The organism is Pseudomonas sp. C6002, assembly GCF_013385805.1.
In the GTDB taxonomy this organism is placed as follows: domain Bacteria; phylum Pseudomonadota; class Gammaproteobacteria; order Pseudomonadales; family Pseudomonadaceae; genus Aquipseudomonas.
The window spans coordinates 1-16,918 of the sequence record NZ_JACAPH010000014.1; the positions used below are offsets into that span (position 1 = coordinate 1).

Annotated in this window: 12 protein-coding genes; 9 read left to right on the top strand and 3 right to left on the bottom strand. The window is 62.4% G+C overall.

Annotated elements, in window-relative coordinates; all coding sequences use genetic code 11:
* The first annotated feature begins 280 nt into the window (after positions 1–280).
* The 4 genes from HX817_RS08685 to HX817_RS08700 all read left to right on the top strand — a co-directional run bounded on the left by HX817_RS08685 (position 281) and on the right by HX817_RS08700 (position 7,624).
* Complete coding sequence (locus HX817_RS08685; RefSeq protein ID WP_008438591.1) at positions 281–1,192, top strand: SDR family oxidoreductase; 912 nt, start codon at positions 281–283, stop codon at positions 1,190–1,192.
* A 485-nt stretch (positions 1,193–1,677) separates the two neighbouring features.
* A complete protein-coding gene (locus HX817_RS08690; protein ID WP_177040111.1) occupies positions 1,678–3,468 on the top strand; it encodes a DUF1302 domain-containing protein in 1,791 nt (596 codons plus the stop codon).
* A 26-nt stretch (positions 3,469–3,494) separates the two neighbouring features.
* A complete protein-coding gene (locus HX817_RS08695; protein ID WP_087695186.1) occupies positions 3,495–4,862 on the top strand; it encodes a DUF1329 domain-containing protein in 1,368 nt (455 codons plus the stop codon).
* Positions 4,863–5,134: 272 nt separating this feature from the next.
* On the top strand, positions 5,135–7,624 hold the full coding sequence (locus tag HX817_RS08700; RefSeq protein WP_177040112.1) for a LuxR C-terminal-related transcriptional regulator: 2,490 nt from the start codon (positions 5,135–5,137) through the stop codon (positions 7,622–7,624).
* Positions 7,625–7,779: 155 nt separating this feature from the next.
* Here HX817_RS08700 and HX817_RS08705 read toward each other — a convergent pair whose 3' ends face one another.
* Complete coding sequence (locus HX817_RS08705; protein WP_102605170.1) at positions 7,780–8,568, bottom strand: IclR family transcriptional regulator; 789 nt, start codon at positions 8,566–8,568, stop codon at positions 7,780–7,782.
* Between the two features lie 119 nt (positions 8,569–8,687).
* On the opposite strand from HX817_RS08705, the gene hmgA reads away from it, so the two are divergent.
* The 4 genes from hmgA to HX817_RS08725 all read left to right on the top strand — a co-directional run bounded on the left by hmgA (position 8,688) and on the right by HX817_RS08725 (position 13,460).
* Positions 8,688–9,971: a homogentisate 1,2-dioxygenase gene (hmgA, locus tag HX817_RS08710; RefSeq protein WP_177040113.1), complete on the top strand. Its 1,284-nt coding sequence runs from the start codon at positions 8,688–8,690 to the stop codon at positions 9,969–9,971.
* A gap of 3 nt (positions 9,972–9,974) precedes the next feature.
* The gene (fahA, locus tag HX817_RS08715; protein ID WP_177040114.1) at positions 9,975–11,261 is read left to right on the top strand and encodes a fumarylacetoacetase; all 1,287 of its coding nucleotides are present in this window, start codon (positions 9,975–9,977) and stop codon (positions 11,259–11,261) included.
* A 12-nt stretch (positions 11,262–11,273) separates the two neighbouring features.
* Complete coding sequence (gene maiA / locus HX817_RS08720) at positions 11,274–11,909, top strand: maleylacetoacetate isomerase (protein WP_177040115.1); 636 nt, start codon at positions 11,274–11,276, stop codon at positions 11,907–11,909.
* Between the two features lie 165 nt (positions 11,910–12,074).
* Positions 12,075–13,460, top strand: coding sequence for an aromatic acid/H+ symport family MFS transporter (locus HX817_RS08725; protein WP_177040116.1), 1,386 nt, complete (start codon positions 12,075–12,077; stop codon positions 13,458–13,460).
* On the opposite strand, the gene HX817_RS08730 is transcribed toward HX817_RS08725, so the two are convergent.
* Positions 13,384–14,187, bottom strand: coding sequence for a SirB1 family protein (locus tag HX817_RS08730; protein WP_177040117.1), 804 nt, complete (start codon positions 14,185–14,187; stop codon positions 13,384–13,386). The two genes, HX817_RS08725 and HX817_RS08730, sit on opposite strands and share 77 nt — an antisense overlap.
* Before the next feature lie 186 nt (positions 14,188–14,373).
* On the opposite strand from HX817_RS08730, the gene HX817_RS08735 reads away from it, so the two are divergent.
* A complete protein-coding gene (locus HX817_RS08735) occupies positions 14,374–15,393 on the top strand; it encodes a Glu/Leu/Phe/Val dehydrogenase dimerization domain-containing protein (protein WP_010176963.1) in 1,020 nt (339 codons plus the stop codon).
* Positions 15,394–15,399: 6 nt separating this feature from the next.
* Here HX817_RS08735 and HX817_RS08740 read toward each other — a convergent pair whose 3' ends face one another.
* On the bottom strand, positions 15,400–16,707 hold the full coding sequence (locus HX817_RS08740; RefSeq protein ID WP_102605173.1) for an acetamidase/formamidase family protein: 1,308 nt from the start codon (positions 16,705–16,707) through the stop codon (positions 15,400–15,402).
* Positions 16,708–16,918 lie beyond the last annotated feature (211 nt).

Here is a 16,918-nt window from a genome sequence, read left to right on the forward strand (position 1 = left end):
CGGTCCAAAGCCGGAGTGAGGGCACACCGAGCCTAAGCGAGGTGCCGAGTGGTGGGGCAAGAGCGTTTTGCTTACTTTTGCGCTCTTCAAAAGTGAGCCGCTGTAAGAGCGGAACCATAAGCCGCCGTTACCTAAATAACGGATATGTCCCCCATCTAACCCACACCAATCATCCCCCAGCCTTATCGCGCACCATTCACCCCCAACCGTATTTATTGTGACCACAAGCCCCGTGCCTGACACTCAACCCATCCACCCCTAACCACCCCTGGAGTCCCCAATGAGTGAGCCTGTGCAGTTCCAAGACAAGGTCGTGATCGTCACCGGTGCCGGCGGCGGACTAGGCCGCGCCCACGCACTCCTGTTCGCCAGACACGGCGCCAAAGTGCTGGTCAACGATCTTGGCGGCTCAACCCAGGGCGAAGGCGCCAACGCCTCGGCGGCCGACCGCGTAGTGGCCGAAATCCGCGAAGCCGGCGGCATCGCCGAGGCCAACCACGACTCCGTCACCGACGGTGACAAGATCGTCCAGAACGCCCTCGACGCCTTCGGCCGCATCGACGTCGTGGTCAACAACGCCGGGATCCTGCGGGACAAAACCTTCCACAAAATGGAAGACAGCGACTGGGACCTGGTCTACCGCGTACACGTCGAAGGCGCCTACAAAGTCACCCGCGCCGCCTGGCCCCACCTGCGTGAACAAGCCTACGGCCGGGTGATCTTCACCGCCTCCACTTCCGGTATCTACGGCAACTTCGGCCAGTCCAACTACGGCATGGCCAAGCTCGGCCTGTACGGCCTGACCCGCACCCTGGCGCTGGAAGGCCGCAAGAACAACATCCTGGTCAACGCCATCGCCCCCACCGGTGGTACACGCATGACCGAAGGCCTGATCCCGCCGCAAGTCTTCGAACGCCTCAAGCCGGAATTGATCAGCCCGCTGGTGGTGTACCTGGGCAGCGAGGCGTGTCAGGAAACCTCCGGGCTGTTTGAGGTGGGCGGCGGCTGGATCGGCAAGACCCGCTGGGAGCGCAGCCTGGGGGTTGGGTTTGATCCTGAAGCCGGGTTCTCCCCGGATGATGTCGCCGCCCACTGGCAGCAAATCTGTGACTTCGACGGGGCCGCTCACCCCAAGGACAACATCGAGGCCTTGAAGGAGATGATGGCCAACCTGCAGAAGTACAGCCTGTGATCATTACGTGAAAAAGTTTTAATCAAGCGGGGCGCCATGGCGCCCCGCTTTATTTTAGGCATAAAAAAAGCCGCTGCAAAGGCAGCGGCTGAAGTAAGACGTTTGATCAAGGAGCAATAAATCAACGTCAGTGAACACCGGTAACAGATTGAAAATATTGATCAATCCATAAAAAACTGGCTGTTCCTCCAGGTTCTGGAAGCGGGCGGTTTGCCCTGAAAGCCAGGCAAGAATAGGCTTTTGTTACAAAATGAAAAATAGCGATTCGAGACAAGGACTGTTACCAAACCCGCAACAGTGGCAATAACACCTCATCCATCCTCCTGATAATCCTTCATCCATCTCGTCCATGGCCTCTCCAGGACCCCGGCCAGAGCGCCCTCTCATCCTTTCGAGCGACAACACGAATACCTCCTTGGTGCGCTTATCGCTCTTGATCGCGGGCAGTAGGGTGGGGCCTTCTGTCACACCACCGGGGAAGACGCATGACAAAAACAACAATGCGCGCCATCTTCAGGCCACAGGCGCTGGCCGCTGCGGTTGCTTTGGGTTGCTGTGCCCAGGCGCAGGCTGTTTCGTTCAACATCGGCGAGATCGAAGGGCAATTCGATTCCTCGCTGTCGGTCGGTGCCAGCTGGGGCATGCGCGATGCCGACAAGAAGCTGGTGGGCATTCCCAACGGCGGAACGGGCCAGGCTTCCACCGGCGATGATGGTCGCCTGAACTTCAAGAAGGGCGAGACCTTCTCCAAGATCTTCAAGGGCATCCACGACCTGGAACTCAAGTACGGCGACAGCGGCGTGTTCGTGCGCGGCAAGTACTGGTACGACTTCGAACTGCAGGACGAAGACCGCGAATTCAAGCAGATCAGCAATAACCACCGCGACGAAGGCGCACGCTCTTCCGGCTACGAATTACTCGACGCGTTTGTCTATCACAACTATTCCATCGGCGATTTGCCGGGCAACGTGCGCGTCGGCAAGCAGGTGGTCAGTTGGGGGGAAAGTACGTTCATCGGCAACTCCATCAACAGCATCAACCCCATCGACGTTTCCGCGTTCCGCCGCCCTGGCGCCGAGATCAAGGAAGGCCTGATTCCGGTCAACATGGTGTTCGCCTCCCAAAGCCTCACCAACCAGTTGAGCGTGGAAGGTTTCTACCAGTTGAACTGGGAAAACACCGTGGTGGACAACTGCGGCACCTTCTTCGGTAACGACGTGGTGGCCCACGGCTGTAACGGCAACTACACCGTCGGCAGCCCGGCGATTGCGCCGTTGCAGCCGGTGGCGGCGGCGTTCGGCCAAGGCTTCCAGGTCACCAACGAAGGCGTTGTAGTGCAGCGTGCAAAAGACCGCGAGGCGCGCGATGGCGGCCAGTTCGGCATGGCGTTGCGCTGGCTGGGGGATGACACCGAGTACGGCCTGTACTTCATGAACTATCACAGCCGCACGCCCACCGTCGGTACCATCACCGCCAACACCAACCTGGCAACCATTGGCGCTATTGCCAACGCGGCCAACGGGATCGCCCCGGGTACCGGGGCCGGCCTGGCGCAAAGCACGATGCTCGGTCGCGGCCAGTATTACCTCGACTACCCGGAAAACATCCGCCTGTTCGGTGCCAGTTTCTCCACCACCTTGCCCACCGGCACCGCCTGGACCGGCGAAATCAGCTACCGCCCGAATGCTCCCGTACAACTCAACACCACCGACCTGACGCTGGCCCTGGTCAACCCGATTGCCGGCAACGCCGCTTCACCGATCAGCAGTTCCTTCGGTGCCGACAACGCCGGCTACCGCCGCAAGGAAATCACCCAGATCCAGAGCACCATGACCCAATTCTTCGACCAGGTACTGGGCGCCGAACGCCTGACCCTGGTGGGCGAGGCGGCCTTTGTGCACGTCGGCGGGCTGGAGGCGAAATCCAAGCTGCGTTATGGCCGTGACTCGGTCTACGGCCAGTACGGTTTCGGCGGCGACACCGATGGGTTTGTCACGGCCAACTCCTGGGGTTATCGCGCCCGGGCCATCCTCGATTACAACAACGTATTCGCCGGGGTCAACCTCAAGCCCAACGTGTCGTGGTCCCAGGACGTCAGCGGCTACGGCCCCAACGGCCTGTTCAACGAAGGCGCCAAGGCCATCAGCGTCGGCGTGGATGCGGACTACCGCAACACCTACACCGCGAGCCTGAGCTACACCGACTTTTTTGGCGGTGACTACAACACCCTCACCGACCGCGACTTCATCGCCCTCAGCTTTGGCGTGAACTTCTGATTTGGCTTAAGTAAGGACAAGAGACTATGCGCAAAATGATTCTGCAATGCGGGGTGTTGGCCCTGAGCCTGTTGGCCGCCAACGTGATGGCCGCAGTGTCGCCGGAAGAAGCGGCCAAGCTCGGCACTACCCTGACCCCGGTGGGCGCCGAGAAGGCCGGTAACGCCGATGGTTCGATCCCGGCATGGACCGGTGGCATCCCGAAAAACGCCGGGGCGGTGGACAGCAAGGGTTTCCTCGCTGACCCGTTCGCCAATGAAAAGCCGCTGTTCGTGATCACCGCCGCCACGGTCGACAAATACAAGGACAAACTCTCCGAAGGCCAGGTGGCGATGTTCAAGCGCTACCCGCAAACCTACAAGATCCCGGTGTACCCGACCCACCGCACGGTCAACCTGCCGCCGGAGATTTACGAGTCGATCAAGCGCAGCGCGCTCAATGTGCATGCGATCAACGACGGCAATGGCCTGGAGAACTTCACCGGCAACCGCTACTACGCCTTCCCGATTCCGAAAAATGGCGTGGAAGTGCTGTGGAACCACATTACCCGTTACCACGGCGGCAACCTGCGCCGCATCATCACCCAAGCCACGCCGCAGACCAACGGCAGCTACACGCCGATCCGTTTCGAGGAAGAAGTGGCCGTGCCGCAACTGATCCCGGACATGGACCCGGTCAAGGGCGCCAACGTACTGACCTTCTTCAAACAATCGGTGACCGCCCCGGCGCGCCTGGCCGGCAACGTACTGTTGGTGCATGAGACGCTCGACCAGGTGAAGGAACCGCGCCTGGCCTGGGTCTACAACGCCGGCCAGCGCCGGGTACGCCGTGCGCCGCAAGTGGCCTACGACGGGCCGGGCACTGCGGCCGACGGCCTGCGCACCTCGGATAACTTCGACATGTTCTCCGGCGCCCCCGACCGCTACGACTGGAAGCTGGTGGGCAAGAAGGAGATGTACATTCCCTACAACAGCTACAAGCTCGATTCGCCGACCCTCAAGTACGATGACATCATCAAGGCCGGCCACATCAACCAGGACCTGACCCGTTACGAGCTGCACCGGGTCTGGGAGGTGGTGGGTACCGTCAAGCCGAGCGAGCGGCACATCTACGCCAAGCGCCACATGTACATCGACGAAGACAGCTGGCAGGTGGCGCTGGTGGACCACTACGACGGCCGCGGCCAGCTGTGGCGTGTTGCTGAAGGTCACGCGCAGTTCTACTACGACCATCAGGTGCCGGCCTACACCGTCGAAACCCTGTACGACATCATCGCCGGGCGCTACATCGCCCTGGGCATGAAGAACGAAGAGAAGAGCAGCTTTGTGTTCGGCTTTGCGGCCAAGGCGGCCGACTACACGCCGGCAGCATTGCGCTCGGAAGGCGTGCGCTAAAACCTGATTGAAATGCGATCAAACTGTGGGAGCGGGCTTGCTCGCGAAGGCGGTCTGTCAGTTAAAGCATCAGTGACTGATACACCGCCTTCGCGAGCAAGCCCGCTCCCACATTTACGGTGTTCCACCTTTAGAACGAGTGCCGGGTGGCCTTTTGGCTCCCGGCTTTTTTATGCCCGCCAATCAGCCTGCTGAATACTCCTCAACAACCGCCAGCCACAGGACTAGGGTAGGGCGCACGCCGCCTAATAATAAAAAACAGGGACGCAGTAATGACCGCCATGACCCGTTGTCTGGATCGTCCTGGATTCATGCCACGCTTGTCTCCCCATCATCTGTTGCGCCCGCGCCTGGCCGTGCCGCTGCTCAACGCCACGGCACGGGTGAAGTTGCTCTGCGCCCCGGCCGGCAGCGGCAAGAGTGCATTGCTCGCCGAGTGCGCGTTGCAGGCGCCTTCGCAGTGCCAGGTGTACTGGTTGCCGCTGAATGGCGTGGCCTCGGATTTGTGTCAGCGCCTGGCGCAAAGCCTTGGCCTCGACTTTGTTGATGAGGCCACGTTGCTGCTGGCCCTGAACCGCTGGCAAGCGCCGGCCTGGTTGTTTCTCGATGACTTCTGCCGCGTGCCGGCGCCTGAACTGGATGGGTTGCTTGACCGCATCCTGGCCGCCAGCAGCCCGGCCTTGACCTGGTGGATCGGCGCGCGGCGGCGGCCGGCCTGCAACTGGCCCCGGCTGTTGCTTGATGATGAACTGTGGGAATGCAGCGCTGCCGAATTGGCGTTTGACTCCAGCGAAATCCAGCACTTGGCCGGTTCCAGCGCCGACAAGGTGTTGCAGTTCAGCGCCGGCTGGTGCGCCGGAGTGCGTATCGGATTGCTTGAAGGCGACGGGCACCCGGACAAAACCTTGCTCGACTACCTGCAACACGAGTTGTTCACGGGCCTGGCGCCGGAATTGGCCGAGGCCTGGCGCGTGCTCGCGCACCTGCCACGCTTCAACCCGAGCTTGTGTGACCACCTGTTCGGCTTTGGTGACGGTGGCGACTACCTGCGAGACTTGCAGACGCTGGGCGCCTTTATCGAGCCCTGGGAGGAGTCCACCGACTGGCTGCAAGTCTTCCCGCCACTGGCCCAACTGATGCGCGCCGAACCCTGGCCAGCCAGGCGCTCCTGGCACCGGCGCGCGTGCCAATGGTTTACCGCCGCCGAGGACTGGCAAGCAGCGTTTGAGCAAGCGTTGCAGGCCGAAGAGTACGAAGTGGCTGTAAGCCTGTTGCAGCATTTCAGTTTTGAAGACCTGTTCCGCCAGCAAAATGCGGTGCTGTTGTTGCGCCTGCATGAGCAGCATGGTGATGAATTGATGCTGGGCTCGGCGCAACTGGTGGGCTTGGTAACGGCGGCGTTGCTGTTTGCCGGGCGTTTCGACCAGGCGGCGTTGTGCATTGACCAACTGGCGCGTTTCACTCCGCAACCGACCGCGCACCTGCAGCGTTATCTGCTGGCCCGCTGGCAGGCGCAATGGGGCTGGCTGTTGCATCTGGGCGGCGAAGCCGCACGGGCCCGGGAGCATTTTCTCGAAGCCCTGCAAGACTTGCCCGAGAGCGCCTGGACGTCGCGCCTGATGTGCCTGTCGGGCCTGACCCAGCAAGCCTTGCTGCGTGGCGAGCTGGACGTGGCCCAGGCGCTGAACCGCGAGGCGTTGTGCCTGGCGCGCTCCCACGGCTCACTGCTGTTGGAGGCATTGTTGGAGCTCGATCATGCGCAGTTGCTGGAGCAGCGCGGCGCGCCGTATCGGGCCCAGAGCCTGCTGGAAACTGTGCAGCGCATGTTGGTGCAACAGCGGCTTAAAGCCGGGCCGTTGATGGGACGGATTTGCTTGCGACGTGGGCACCTGGCGCTGCGCCAGGGCCACGACGCCGTGGCCGCCGAATGCTTCGAATCCGGCCTGGGCATGTGCCTGCACAGCCAGGACAAACGCGTGCTCTACGGCTACCTGGGACTGGCGCTATTGGCCGCCAACAAGGGCGATTACGCCCAGGCGTTTATCCAGTTGCGCGACGCTGAACGCCTGATGCAGCAACGCCAGGTGCCCGACACCGTCTATCGCGCCGTATTGCTGTTGCTCAGCGGGCATTTCTGGCTGCAACAGGGTCGCGCCGAACTGACCCTGGAGGCGGTGACCCGGGTGCTGCGGCACTACCGTGGCCCCAAGGCGAAACAAGCACCGCCGGCCACCCTGGAGTTGATCCCCAGGCTTGAATATTTGCAGGTGCTGGCCGAAGTGAAATTGCATCGCGCCGAAGAGCCTGTCGCCCGCCTGAGTGCGTTACTGGAGGCCGCCCGTCAGCGGGGCATGCTGTGCCTGGAAGCGGAGTTGCACTTGGTGCTGGGGGAAGTGGCCTGGCAAGTCGGCGATCGCCCGTTGGCCGTGCGCTCGCTGGAAGCCGGATTGGAACTGGCGGGGCGTTGCCAGGTACAGCAGGCGATTCGCGAGCTGCGCCTTAGGCAACCGGGGTTGTTGAGTGCATTGGGGCTGGAACCGCAGGAATGCCCGGCGGCGGCGGGGGAAAATCCCCTGAGCCAGCGCGAACTTGAGGTGCTGCAACTGATTGCCCAGGGCAATTCCAATCTGGAAATTGCCAGCCAATTGTTTATCTCGCTGCACACGGTAAAAACCCATGCGCGGAGGATTCACAGCAAGTTGGGGGTGGAGCGGCGCACCCAGGCAGTGGCCAAGGCCAAGACGCTGGGCTTGATGGCTTGAAGCCATGCACTATTCGTCAAACAATGACGATCAAATGTGGGAGCGGGCTTGCTCGCGAATGCGGTGTATCAGTCACTGATGCTTTAACTGACAGACTGCATTCGCGAGCAAGCCCGCTCCCACATTTTGTTCTGTTGGGTGCCTGATACTGAGCGTTACGGCTGATAACCCATGCGCCAACTCACCGCCTGGGTCGCCGCCAGCAAACGCTTCGCCGCCGGGCCGTCTTCATCGGCATGGAACAGCGACGTCGGCCCCACCACGGTCAACACCGCCGCCACTTGCCCGACCGCGTTGAACACCGGCGCCGACAACGCGTCCACACCCGGCATCAGCAAACCATGCACAAAGTGCAAGCCGCGCTGGCGGATCTGCTCACAGGTGGTCGCGTATTCCTGGTCATCCGCCAACGCATGGGCAACGCCCGCCTGAATCTCCCGCTCGCGCAACTCCACGGTTTCCCGCGACGGCAGGAACGCACTGAACACCAGCCCGGTGGACGAACTGAGCAACGGCAACACCGAGCCCAATTGCGTGACCACCGTCACCGCGCGCACCGCCGGCTCGATATGCACCACCGTCGCGCCCTGGTTACCCCAGACGGCCAGGAAGCAGGTTTCATTCAACTCATCCCGCAGTTCCGCCAGGGGCAGGGCGGCGACTTTCAGCACGTCCATGCTGCCCAGCGCGGCCAGCCCCACGCGCAAGGCTTCGCGGCCCAGGCCGTAATGGTTGGTGGCGGTGTTCTGTTCGGCAAAACCCGAGGCAATCAGCGCCTGCAAATAGCGGTGGACCTTGCTCGCCGGCATTTGCACGTGCTCGGCCAGGCGCGACAACGAGGTGGCCGGCGACAGTTCAGCCAGGGCCTTGAGGATGTCGGTGCCCACTTCAGCCGAGCGGACTTTCTGTTTACCGGTGTCGCGGGGGACGGGCGGCTTTTCCATGGAGCGCATGAATCCGAAAGACGAATGGGCGTCTTTATAGCTTGACGGTCAACAGGTATCAAATTACGTTATGCGTAACTGGATTACGATAAAAACAACTTCCGCTCAGAGGATGATCCATGACCCTCGAATACCAATCGGGTTTTGGCAATGAATTTGCCACTGAAGCCTTGCCCGGTGCATTGCCCGTCGGCCAGAACGCCCCGCAGAAAGCGCCCTACGGGCTGTACACCGAACTCTTTTCCGGCACCGCCTTCACCATGGTCCGCAGCGAAGCCCGGCGCACCTGGTTGTACCGCATCCAGCCGTCGGCCAATCACCCGGCGTTCGTCAAGCTGGAACGGCAATTGGCCGGTGGGCCGCTGGGCGCTGTGACGCCCAACCGCCTGCGCTGGAACCCGCTGGATATTCCGGGTGAGCCGACAGATTTCGTCGATGGCCTTGTAGGCATGGTCGCCAATTCCGGATCGGAAAAACCCTCGGGCATCAGCATCTACAACTACCGCGCCAACCGTTCGATGGACCGCGTGTTCTTCAACGCGGACGGCGAACTGTTGGTCGTTCCCGAACAGGGCCGCCTGCGCATTGCGACCGAACTGGGTGTGCTGGAAGTCGAGCCACTGGAAATCGTCGTGCTGCCCCGCGGCCTGAAATTCCGCGTCGAACTGCTGGATGCCCAGGCCCGCGGTTACGTCGCCGAGAACCATGGCGCGCCACTGCGCCTGCCGGACCTTGGTCCTATCGGCAGCAACGGCCTGGCCAACCCACGGGATTTCCTCACGCCGGTCGCCCATTACGAAGACCTCAAGCAACCGACCACGCTGGTGCAGAAATTCCTCGGTGAACTGTGGGGCTGCCAGCTCGACCATTCGCCGCTGAACGTGGTGGCGTGGCACGGCAACAACGTGCCGTACAAATACGACCTGCGTCGTTTCAACACCATCGGCACCGTGAGCTTCGATCACCCGGACCCCTCGATCTTCACCGTATTGACCTCGCCCACCAGCGTGCACGGCCTGGCCAACCTCGACTTCGTGATCTTCCCGCCCCGCTGGATGGTCGCCGAAAACACCTTCCGGCCACCGTGGTTCCACCGCAACCTGATGAACGAATACATGGGCCTGATCCAGGGTGCCTACGACGCCAAGGCTGAAGGCTTCGTGCCCGGCGGCGCGTCGTTGCACAGCTGCATGAGCGCCCACGGCCCGGATGGCGAGACTTGCACCAAAGCCATCAACGCGACGCTTGAGCCCCACAAGATTGATAACACCATGGCGTTCATGTTCGAGACCAGCCAGGTGCTGCGTCCTACACAGTTCGCGCTGGAATGCCCGCAGCTGCAACCTTCCTACGACGCTTGCTGGGCCTCGCTCCCTGCAACCTTCAACCCGAATCGGAGATAACCCATGACTCAGCCTAATCTCACCCGCAGTTGGGTGGTTTCCGCCAACGGTCACCGGGATTTCCCGCTGCAAAACCTGCCGTTGGGGGTGTTCAGCGTTAATGGCTCGGCACCGCGCAGTGGCGTGGCGATTGGCGAGCAGATTCTTGATCTGCACGCCGCGCTGGAATGCTTTGAAGGCGAAGCCCGCCGGGCCGTTGAAGCCACCGCTGGCGGCCAACTGAACGCATTTTTCGAACTCGGCCGTGGCCCGCGCGTGGCCCTGCGAGAACGCCTGCTGGAACTGTTGGCCGAAGGCAGCGAACAGCAAGGCAAACTGCAAGCTGCGCTGCGCCCGGCTGCCGATTGCCAAATGCACCTGCCGGCCAGGATCAACGACTACACCGACTTCTACGTGGGCATCGAGCACGCGCAAAACGTCGGCAAGCTGTTCCGCCCGGACAACCCGCTGCTGCCCAACTACAAGTATGTGCCGATCGGTTACCACGGCCGCGCGTCGACGATTCGCCCGTCGGGCACCGAGGTCCGCCGCCCGAAAGGCCAGACCCTGCCAGCCGGCCAGACCGAGCCGACCTTCGGCCCTTGCGCTCGCCTGGACTACGAGCTGGAGCTGGGCATCTGGATCGGCCAGGGCAATGCCATGGGCGACTCGATTGCCATCGGCGACGCGGCTGATCACATCGCCGGGTTCTGCCTGCTCAACGACTGGTCGGCGCGGGATATCCAGGCCTGGGAATACCAGCCGCTGGGCCCGTTCCTGTCGAAGAGTTTCATCACCAGCATTTCGCCATGGGTGGTGACGGCTGAAGCCCTGGAACCGTTCCGCAAGGCACAACCGGTGCGCCCTGAAGGCGACCCACAACCGCTGCCATACCTGCTGGACAAGCGCGACCAGGCTGCCGGTGGTTTTGATATCGAACTGGAAGTGCTGCTGACCACCGCCTCGATGCGCGAGCAGAACCTGCCGGCCCATCGCCTGACCCTGAGCAACACCCAACACATGTACTGGACCGTCGCGCAAATGGTTGCGCACCACAGCGTCAACGGCTGCCAGTTGCAGGCGGGTGACCTGTTCGGTTCGGGCACCTTGTCGGGGCCGGAAGCCGGGCAATTCGGCAGCCTGCTGGAAATCACCGAGGGCGGTAAAAAGCCGATCGAACTGGCCTCCGGCGAAGTGCGTAAGTTCCTCGAAGACGGCGACGAAATCATCCTGCGTGCCCGCTGCACCCGCGACGGGTTTGCCTCCATCGGCTTCGGCGAATGCCGGGGTACCGTGGTCGCGGCGCGCTGAGAGGGCAGGGCCATGGAACTCTATACCTACTACCGCTCCACTTCGTCCTACCGGGTGCGGATCGCGCTGGCCCTCAAGGGCCTGGACTTCACCGCCGTGCCGGTCAACCTGCTGGTGCCCAAGGGCGGCGCCAACCATCAGCCGGAGTACCTGGCGATCAACCCGCAGGGGCGTGTGCCGGCCTTGCGCACTGATGATGGTGATGTGTTAATTCAGTCACCGGCGATCATCGAGTACCTGGAGGAACGTTATCCACAGGTGCCGTTGCTCTCCAGGGATTTGGCGACCCGCGCCCATGAGCGCGCGGTGGCGTCGATCATCGGTTGCGACATTCATCCGCTGCACAACTCCAGTACCCAGAACCTGCTCAAGCAATGGGGGCACGATGAAGCGCAGGTGCTGGAGTGGATCGGGCACTGGATCAGCCAGGGCCTGGCGGCGGTTGAGCAGTTGATTGGTGATCAGGGTTACTGCTTTGGCGAGCAGCCGGGGATGGCGGATACGTTCTTGATTCCTCAGTTGTATGCGGCCGAGCGGTTCAAGGTGTCGCTGGCGGCATACCCGCGCATTCAGCGGGTGGCGGGGTTGGCGGCGCAGCATCCGGCGTTCATGGCGGCTCATCCCGCCAACCAACCGGATACCCCATAAATCTCCAGGCTCACACCGGCCAAATGTGGGAGCGGGCTTGCTCGCGAATACGGTGTATCAGTCAGCAGATGTATTGACTGGCATACCGCTTTCGCGAGCAAGCCCGCTCCCACATGTGATCTTCAGCGTGTCCAAAATATATAAAAACAATACAGGTCCCTTGCGATGCACAATCAGATTGCCAGCTTTCGTGCGGCACTCGACGCCCGTCCGGTGTCGCGCTATCAGTGGTTGATTCTCCTGTTGCTGGCACTGTTGCTGGTCACCGACGGCTACGACGCCCAGGTCCTGGGCTACGTAGTACCGGCGCTGGCCAAGGACTGGGGCCTGGAAAAAGCCGCGTTCGGCCCGGTGTTCAGCGCCAACCTGCTGGGGCTGACGCTGGGCTCCCTGGCCGTCACGCCGCTGGCGGATCGCTTCGGGGTGCGGCGCATCCTGCTGTGCTGTGTGTTGATCTACGCCAGCCTCACGGTGCTGATGGTGTTCGCCAACTCTCTCAATACCTTGATGGCCGCCCGCTTTATCTGCGGCATCGGCATGGGCGGTGCAATGCCCAGCGCCATGGCCCTCATGTCGGAATACTCACCACCCCGCCTGCGAACATTGATGGTGACGCTCGCCGCCTGTGGCTTCTCTTTCGGCGGTGCGGCCGGTGGTTTTGTCGCGGCCGGGTTTATCGACAGCTTCGGCTGGCAGGCGGTGTTCCTCGCCGGTGGTGTGACGCCCTTGCTGTTGTTTCCGTTTCTTGCCTGGATGTTGCCTGAATCGCTGCCGCGCTTGCTGCGTGACGCACCGCCTTACGCGCGCCTGCAAAAAGTCACCGCGCGGATGCTGCCAGGCTGGCTCCCGCCGGCGGCGAGCGAGGAGCAAAACCGCCAGGAGCAAGGCAGCAAACTGACGGTGGTGGAGCTGTTCCGCCATGGTTATGCGCGCCCGACCTTGCTGCTGTGGGCGACGTTTTTTGTCAGCCTGATCCTGCTGTATTTCATGATCAGCTGGCTGCCTTCGCTGTTGCTGGAAAGCGGCCTGGGCCTGAATGAGGCCAACCTGGTGACCTCGATGTTCCTGTTCGCCGGGACCTTGGGCGCCATCGGCATGGCCTGGTTTGCCGACCGGCTCAAAAGCAAAGTGCGCCTGCTGTCCGGCGTGCTGGCAGCGGCTGCGGTGTGCACCATCCTGCTGGGGCTGAATCACGACAATCCGCGCTATCTGGTGGCCTGCGTGTTTGCGGCGGGCTTCTGCATCATCGGCGGTCAACTGACCCTGAACGCGTTCGCCAGTAACTTCTACCCGGCTCACGTGCGGGCCACCGGTACAGGCTGGGCACTGGGTGTCGGGCGGTTCGGGTCGATCCTGGGGCCGCTGTTCGGCAGCCTGCTGCTGGCGATGCACATACCGGTGCAGCAGATTTTCTTCTTCTGCGCGATTCCGGCGGTGATAGCGGCGTTGTTGATTATCCAGGTGCGCTCGCCAGTCAATGCACCACAGAGTTCGGCGGCAAATGCCCCAGCCGTTCGGTCAGGCGTAGACGCTGGATCGGGTCTTCGCTGAGCATCAATGCGTGTTCCAGGTCAAAACGCTCGGCGTTCGGGCAATCCAGGCGCTGATACAAACTGGCCCGGGCCAGGTAATCGGCGGCGCTGGCATTGCCCAGCTCCAGCACGCGTTCGGCATCCACCAGAGCGGCCAGGTGGTCGTCGTTGGACAGGTGCAACTGGCGCAGATTACGCGACAGCCGTTGCAGGATCGATCGCGGCTCGGCGGTGTGCAGGTGGTCGGCCTGCAACTTGAGATGGGGCCCGTATTGGCGGGTCAGCAGGTCGCGGCAATCGTTGGGGTACAGGCGTCGGCCGCCGCAGGGGTCGAGCAGGTGATCGGCGCCCGGCACCCGCAACAGGAAGTGCCCCGGGAAGTTGACGCCCACCAGCGGAATGTCCAGGCGCCGCGCCAGCTCCAGGGCAATCAGCCCGAGAGCCAGCGGCTGCCCGCGTTTACGCTTCAACACCTTGTCCAGCAGCGCGGCGGCGGGGCGCAGCGGGGTGTGGTCATCCTGGGCGAACCCCAGGTCGTTCATGCGCCGCAACAACGGTTGTCCGAGTTCATCCGCCGGCAGCATCGGCATGCTGAGGCTGACCAATTGCTGCAATACCTTGAAGTCCTGCAGGATGACCAAGGGGTCCACCGCCGGGTCGTGCTCGGCCGCCATCCACAGCGCGGCTTCAAACAGCGCGGGCGGTGACCGTTCCAGGCAGGCAAAAAAGGCGTCGCGGGGCTTCATTGGGTTCTCCGGCGGATGTCTCGTTTTAGCCTTGCTGTGAACTTTCGTCCAGTGCCTTAAGACAGGTCCTACCTGTTTATGTCGCAAACCCTTTAAAACCGGTGGTCTTATTCCTGCGCGCTTCAGCAGGGTTTCGCTGGCGGTCCTATACTTGGCGCCTACCAGAAGTGATTCGGGAGCTTGACGATGTTTGCGCTCATGCACAGCACCCGCCTTGAATCGCTGCACCTGAGCGTTGACCCGGCCACCGGGTTGAAGGCGGTCATTGCCATCCACAACAGCCGCCTGGGTCCCGCCCTTGGAGGCTGCCGCTACCTCTCTTACCCCGACGATGAAAGTGCCGTGGCGGATGCCGCGCGCCTGGCGCAGGGCATGAGCTACAAGGCCGCGCTGGCCGGTTTGCCGGTGGGTGGCGGCAACGCGGTGATCATCCGCCCCGCCCATGTGGAAAGCCGCGCGGCATTGTTTGAAGCCTTCGGCCGCTGCATCGAGCAGCTGGATGGCCGCTACATCACCGCCATCGACAGCGGCACCTCGGTGGCCGACATGGATTGCATCGCCCAGCAGACCCGCTATGTCACCAGCACCACGGCGGCCGGCGATCCCTCGCCCCACGCGGCGATGGGCGTGTTCGCCGGCATCCGCACCACCGCGATGGCTCGCCTGGGCAGCGATAACCTGGAAGGTCTGCGCGTGGCGATCCAGGGCCTGGGCAACGTCGGTTATGCCCTCGCCGAGCAGCTGCACGCCGCCGGGGCTGAATTGCTGGTGAGCGACATCGACCACGGCAAGGTGCAACTGGCGATGGAACAACTGGGTGCGCACCCGATTGCCAACGAAGCCTTGCTCAGCACTCCGTGCGATATCCTTGCGCCCTGCGGTGTGGGCGCGGTGTTCAACCGCTACACGGTCGCGCAGTTGCGATGCGCAGCGGTGGCCGGCTCCGCCAGTGCGCAACTGACCAACCTGCAAGTGGCCGATCAGTTGGAAGGGCGTGGGATTCTTTACGCGCCGGACTACGTGATCAACTCCGGTGGGCTGATCTACGTGGCCCTCAAGCACGGCGGCGCGGAGCTGGAAACCATCACCGCGCACCTGTCGAACATCGGCACACGCCTGACCGAAATCTTCGCCCATGCCCAGGCTGAAAAGCGCTCACCCGCGCGGGTAGCGGATGAGCTGGCGGAGCGCTTGCTGTACCGCTGAGGCGGGTCAAAGCTGATATTTCTCCCGGGCCAGTTGGCCCACGCCCATACGATCAAGGATGTGCATCGGGCACAGAATCGTGACCCGCACGGTTCCCGGCAGGCGGCTGATTTCAATCGAGCCGTTGATGGTCGCGCGGTTGCGCACTTCGTCGAGCGGCAGCCCGGTCACGGCGGCGGCGCGTTCCAGTCCGTTGTCTGTCGCGACGTTGAGATTGGTCCCACTGCCGATGAAGGTGATGGGCGCGTTCTCCTCGATCTCCACCTGGCCCCAGCGCTCCCCCAGTGCCTTCACCCGCAGGCGTTGTTCCGCGGTCATCGGGCGCGCCATGGGCGGCAGATCATCGAGGTTTTGCAGCAGGATCGGCCCGTCCAGGCTCAGGCCCTTGATCACCTGCACCGTCAGTTCGGTTTCCCCCGACACATCGGTGGCATGCCCGGCAATTTCGCCATTGCCCTGTTGAGCATGCATATCGCCCATGTACACCCCGGCGCCGGGGACCTTCACCGGGCAGATCAGGATGCAGCCTTCGCGCACGGAATTGGTGTCCATGTGGCCATCGGTTTTCGCGGCGTGCAGTTCATCGTGGGTCATGCTGTAGCGATGGGGCGCGCCCACCAGGTACTGGCCGAAGTCGCCGCAGTTGTGGGAATCCGGCAGATCCCGTGAAGGCGTGGTGCCGATGTTGCCCAGGAATGGGCGCATATGCGCGGCCAGGCCCGGGATATCGGCGCGGGCCAGGGACAGGATCGAGTGCTGGGCAGACAGTTCGGGCAGCGCCGACAGGTCCGATGCCTTGCCGGCCAGGCGATCCGCCACGGCCTGGTTGACCGTCAGGCTCACCTGATGCTCGGCATCCAGAACGATCACGTAACCATTGCTGAAACGAAACGCACTGACCTCGGCGCCACAGGCATCGCAACGAATGGCGTCATCGCCAATGCCTTCGACGTGGCTGGCGGGATGCTCTTGCCCGCAGTTGGAGCAGAACTTCGCGACGAACGGGTCGCCATGGTAACGCCCTTCGACAAAACTCATGACCCCCGAGGACGTGGCCAGGGAGGTGACGCGCATGCGCTTGATCTTCAGCGCCACCGCGTCGCCGATTTCGGCGCCGGCGATGAACACGGGCTGGGTCACTTCATGGCCACCCTCAAAGGCCGGCGTGATCATCGGGCCCCAGCAACCGGGCGGGGTGCCGGTGATCAAGGTGCCACCGTCGGCCAGCGGGCCGAGCATTTTCTGGCTGGGGCCGAGCAGCCCATTGGTGTAGGAGGTGACGGTGAGACGGTCGACAGAAGGGAGGTTATTCATTTTATTTTCCGGGCCCTGGGTGATTGAATGTTGAACAGGCTTCATCACTTAAGCGCCGATGTGTATCTGTCGTGTGTCGCGCTGCCGCGATTGCCGGTACGTGTGTATCTCAGGGGCATCCATACACACTCTGATACACCCGCAGTGGCGGACACGTGCAAATACAGATATCTCTGTTGCAGGCTTATTTTTTCAAACCCATCAGAACGAG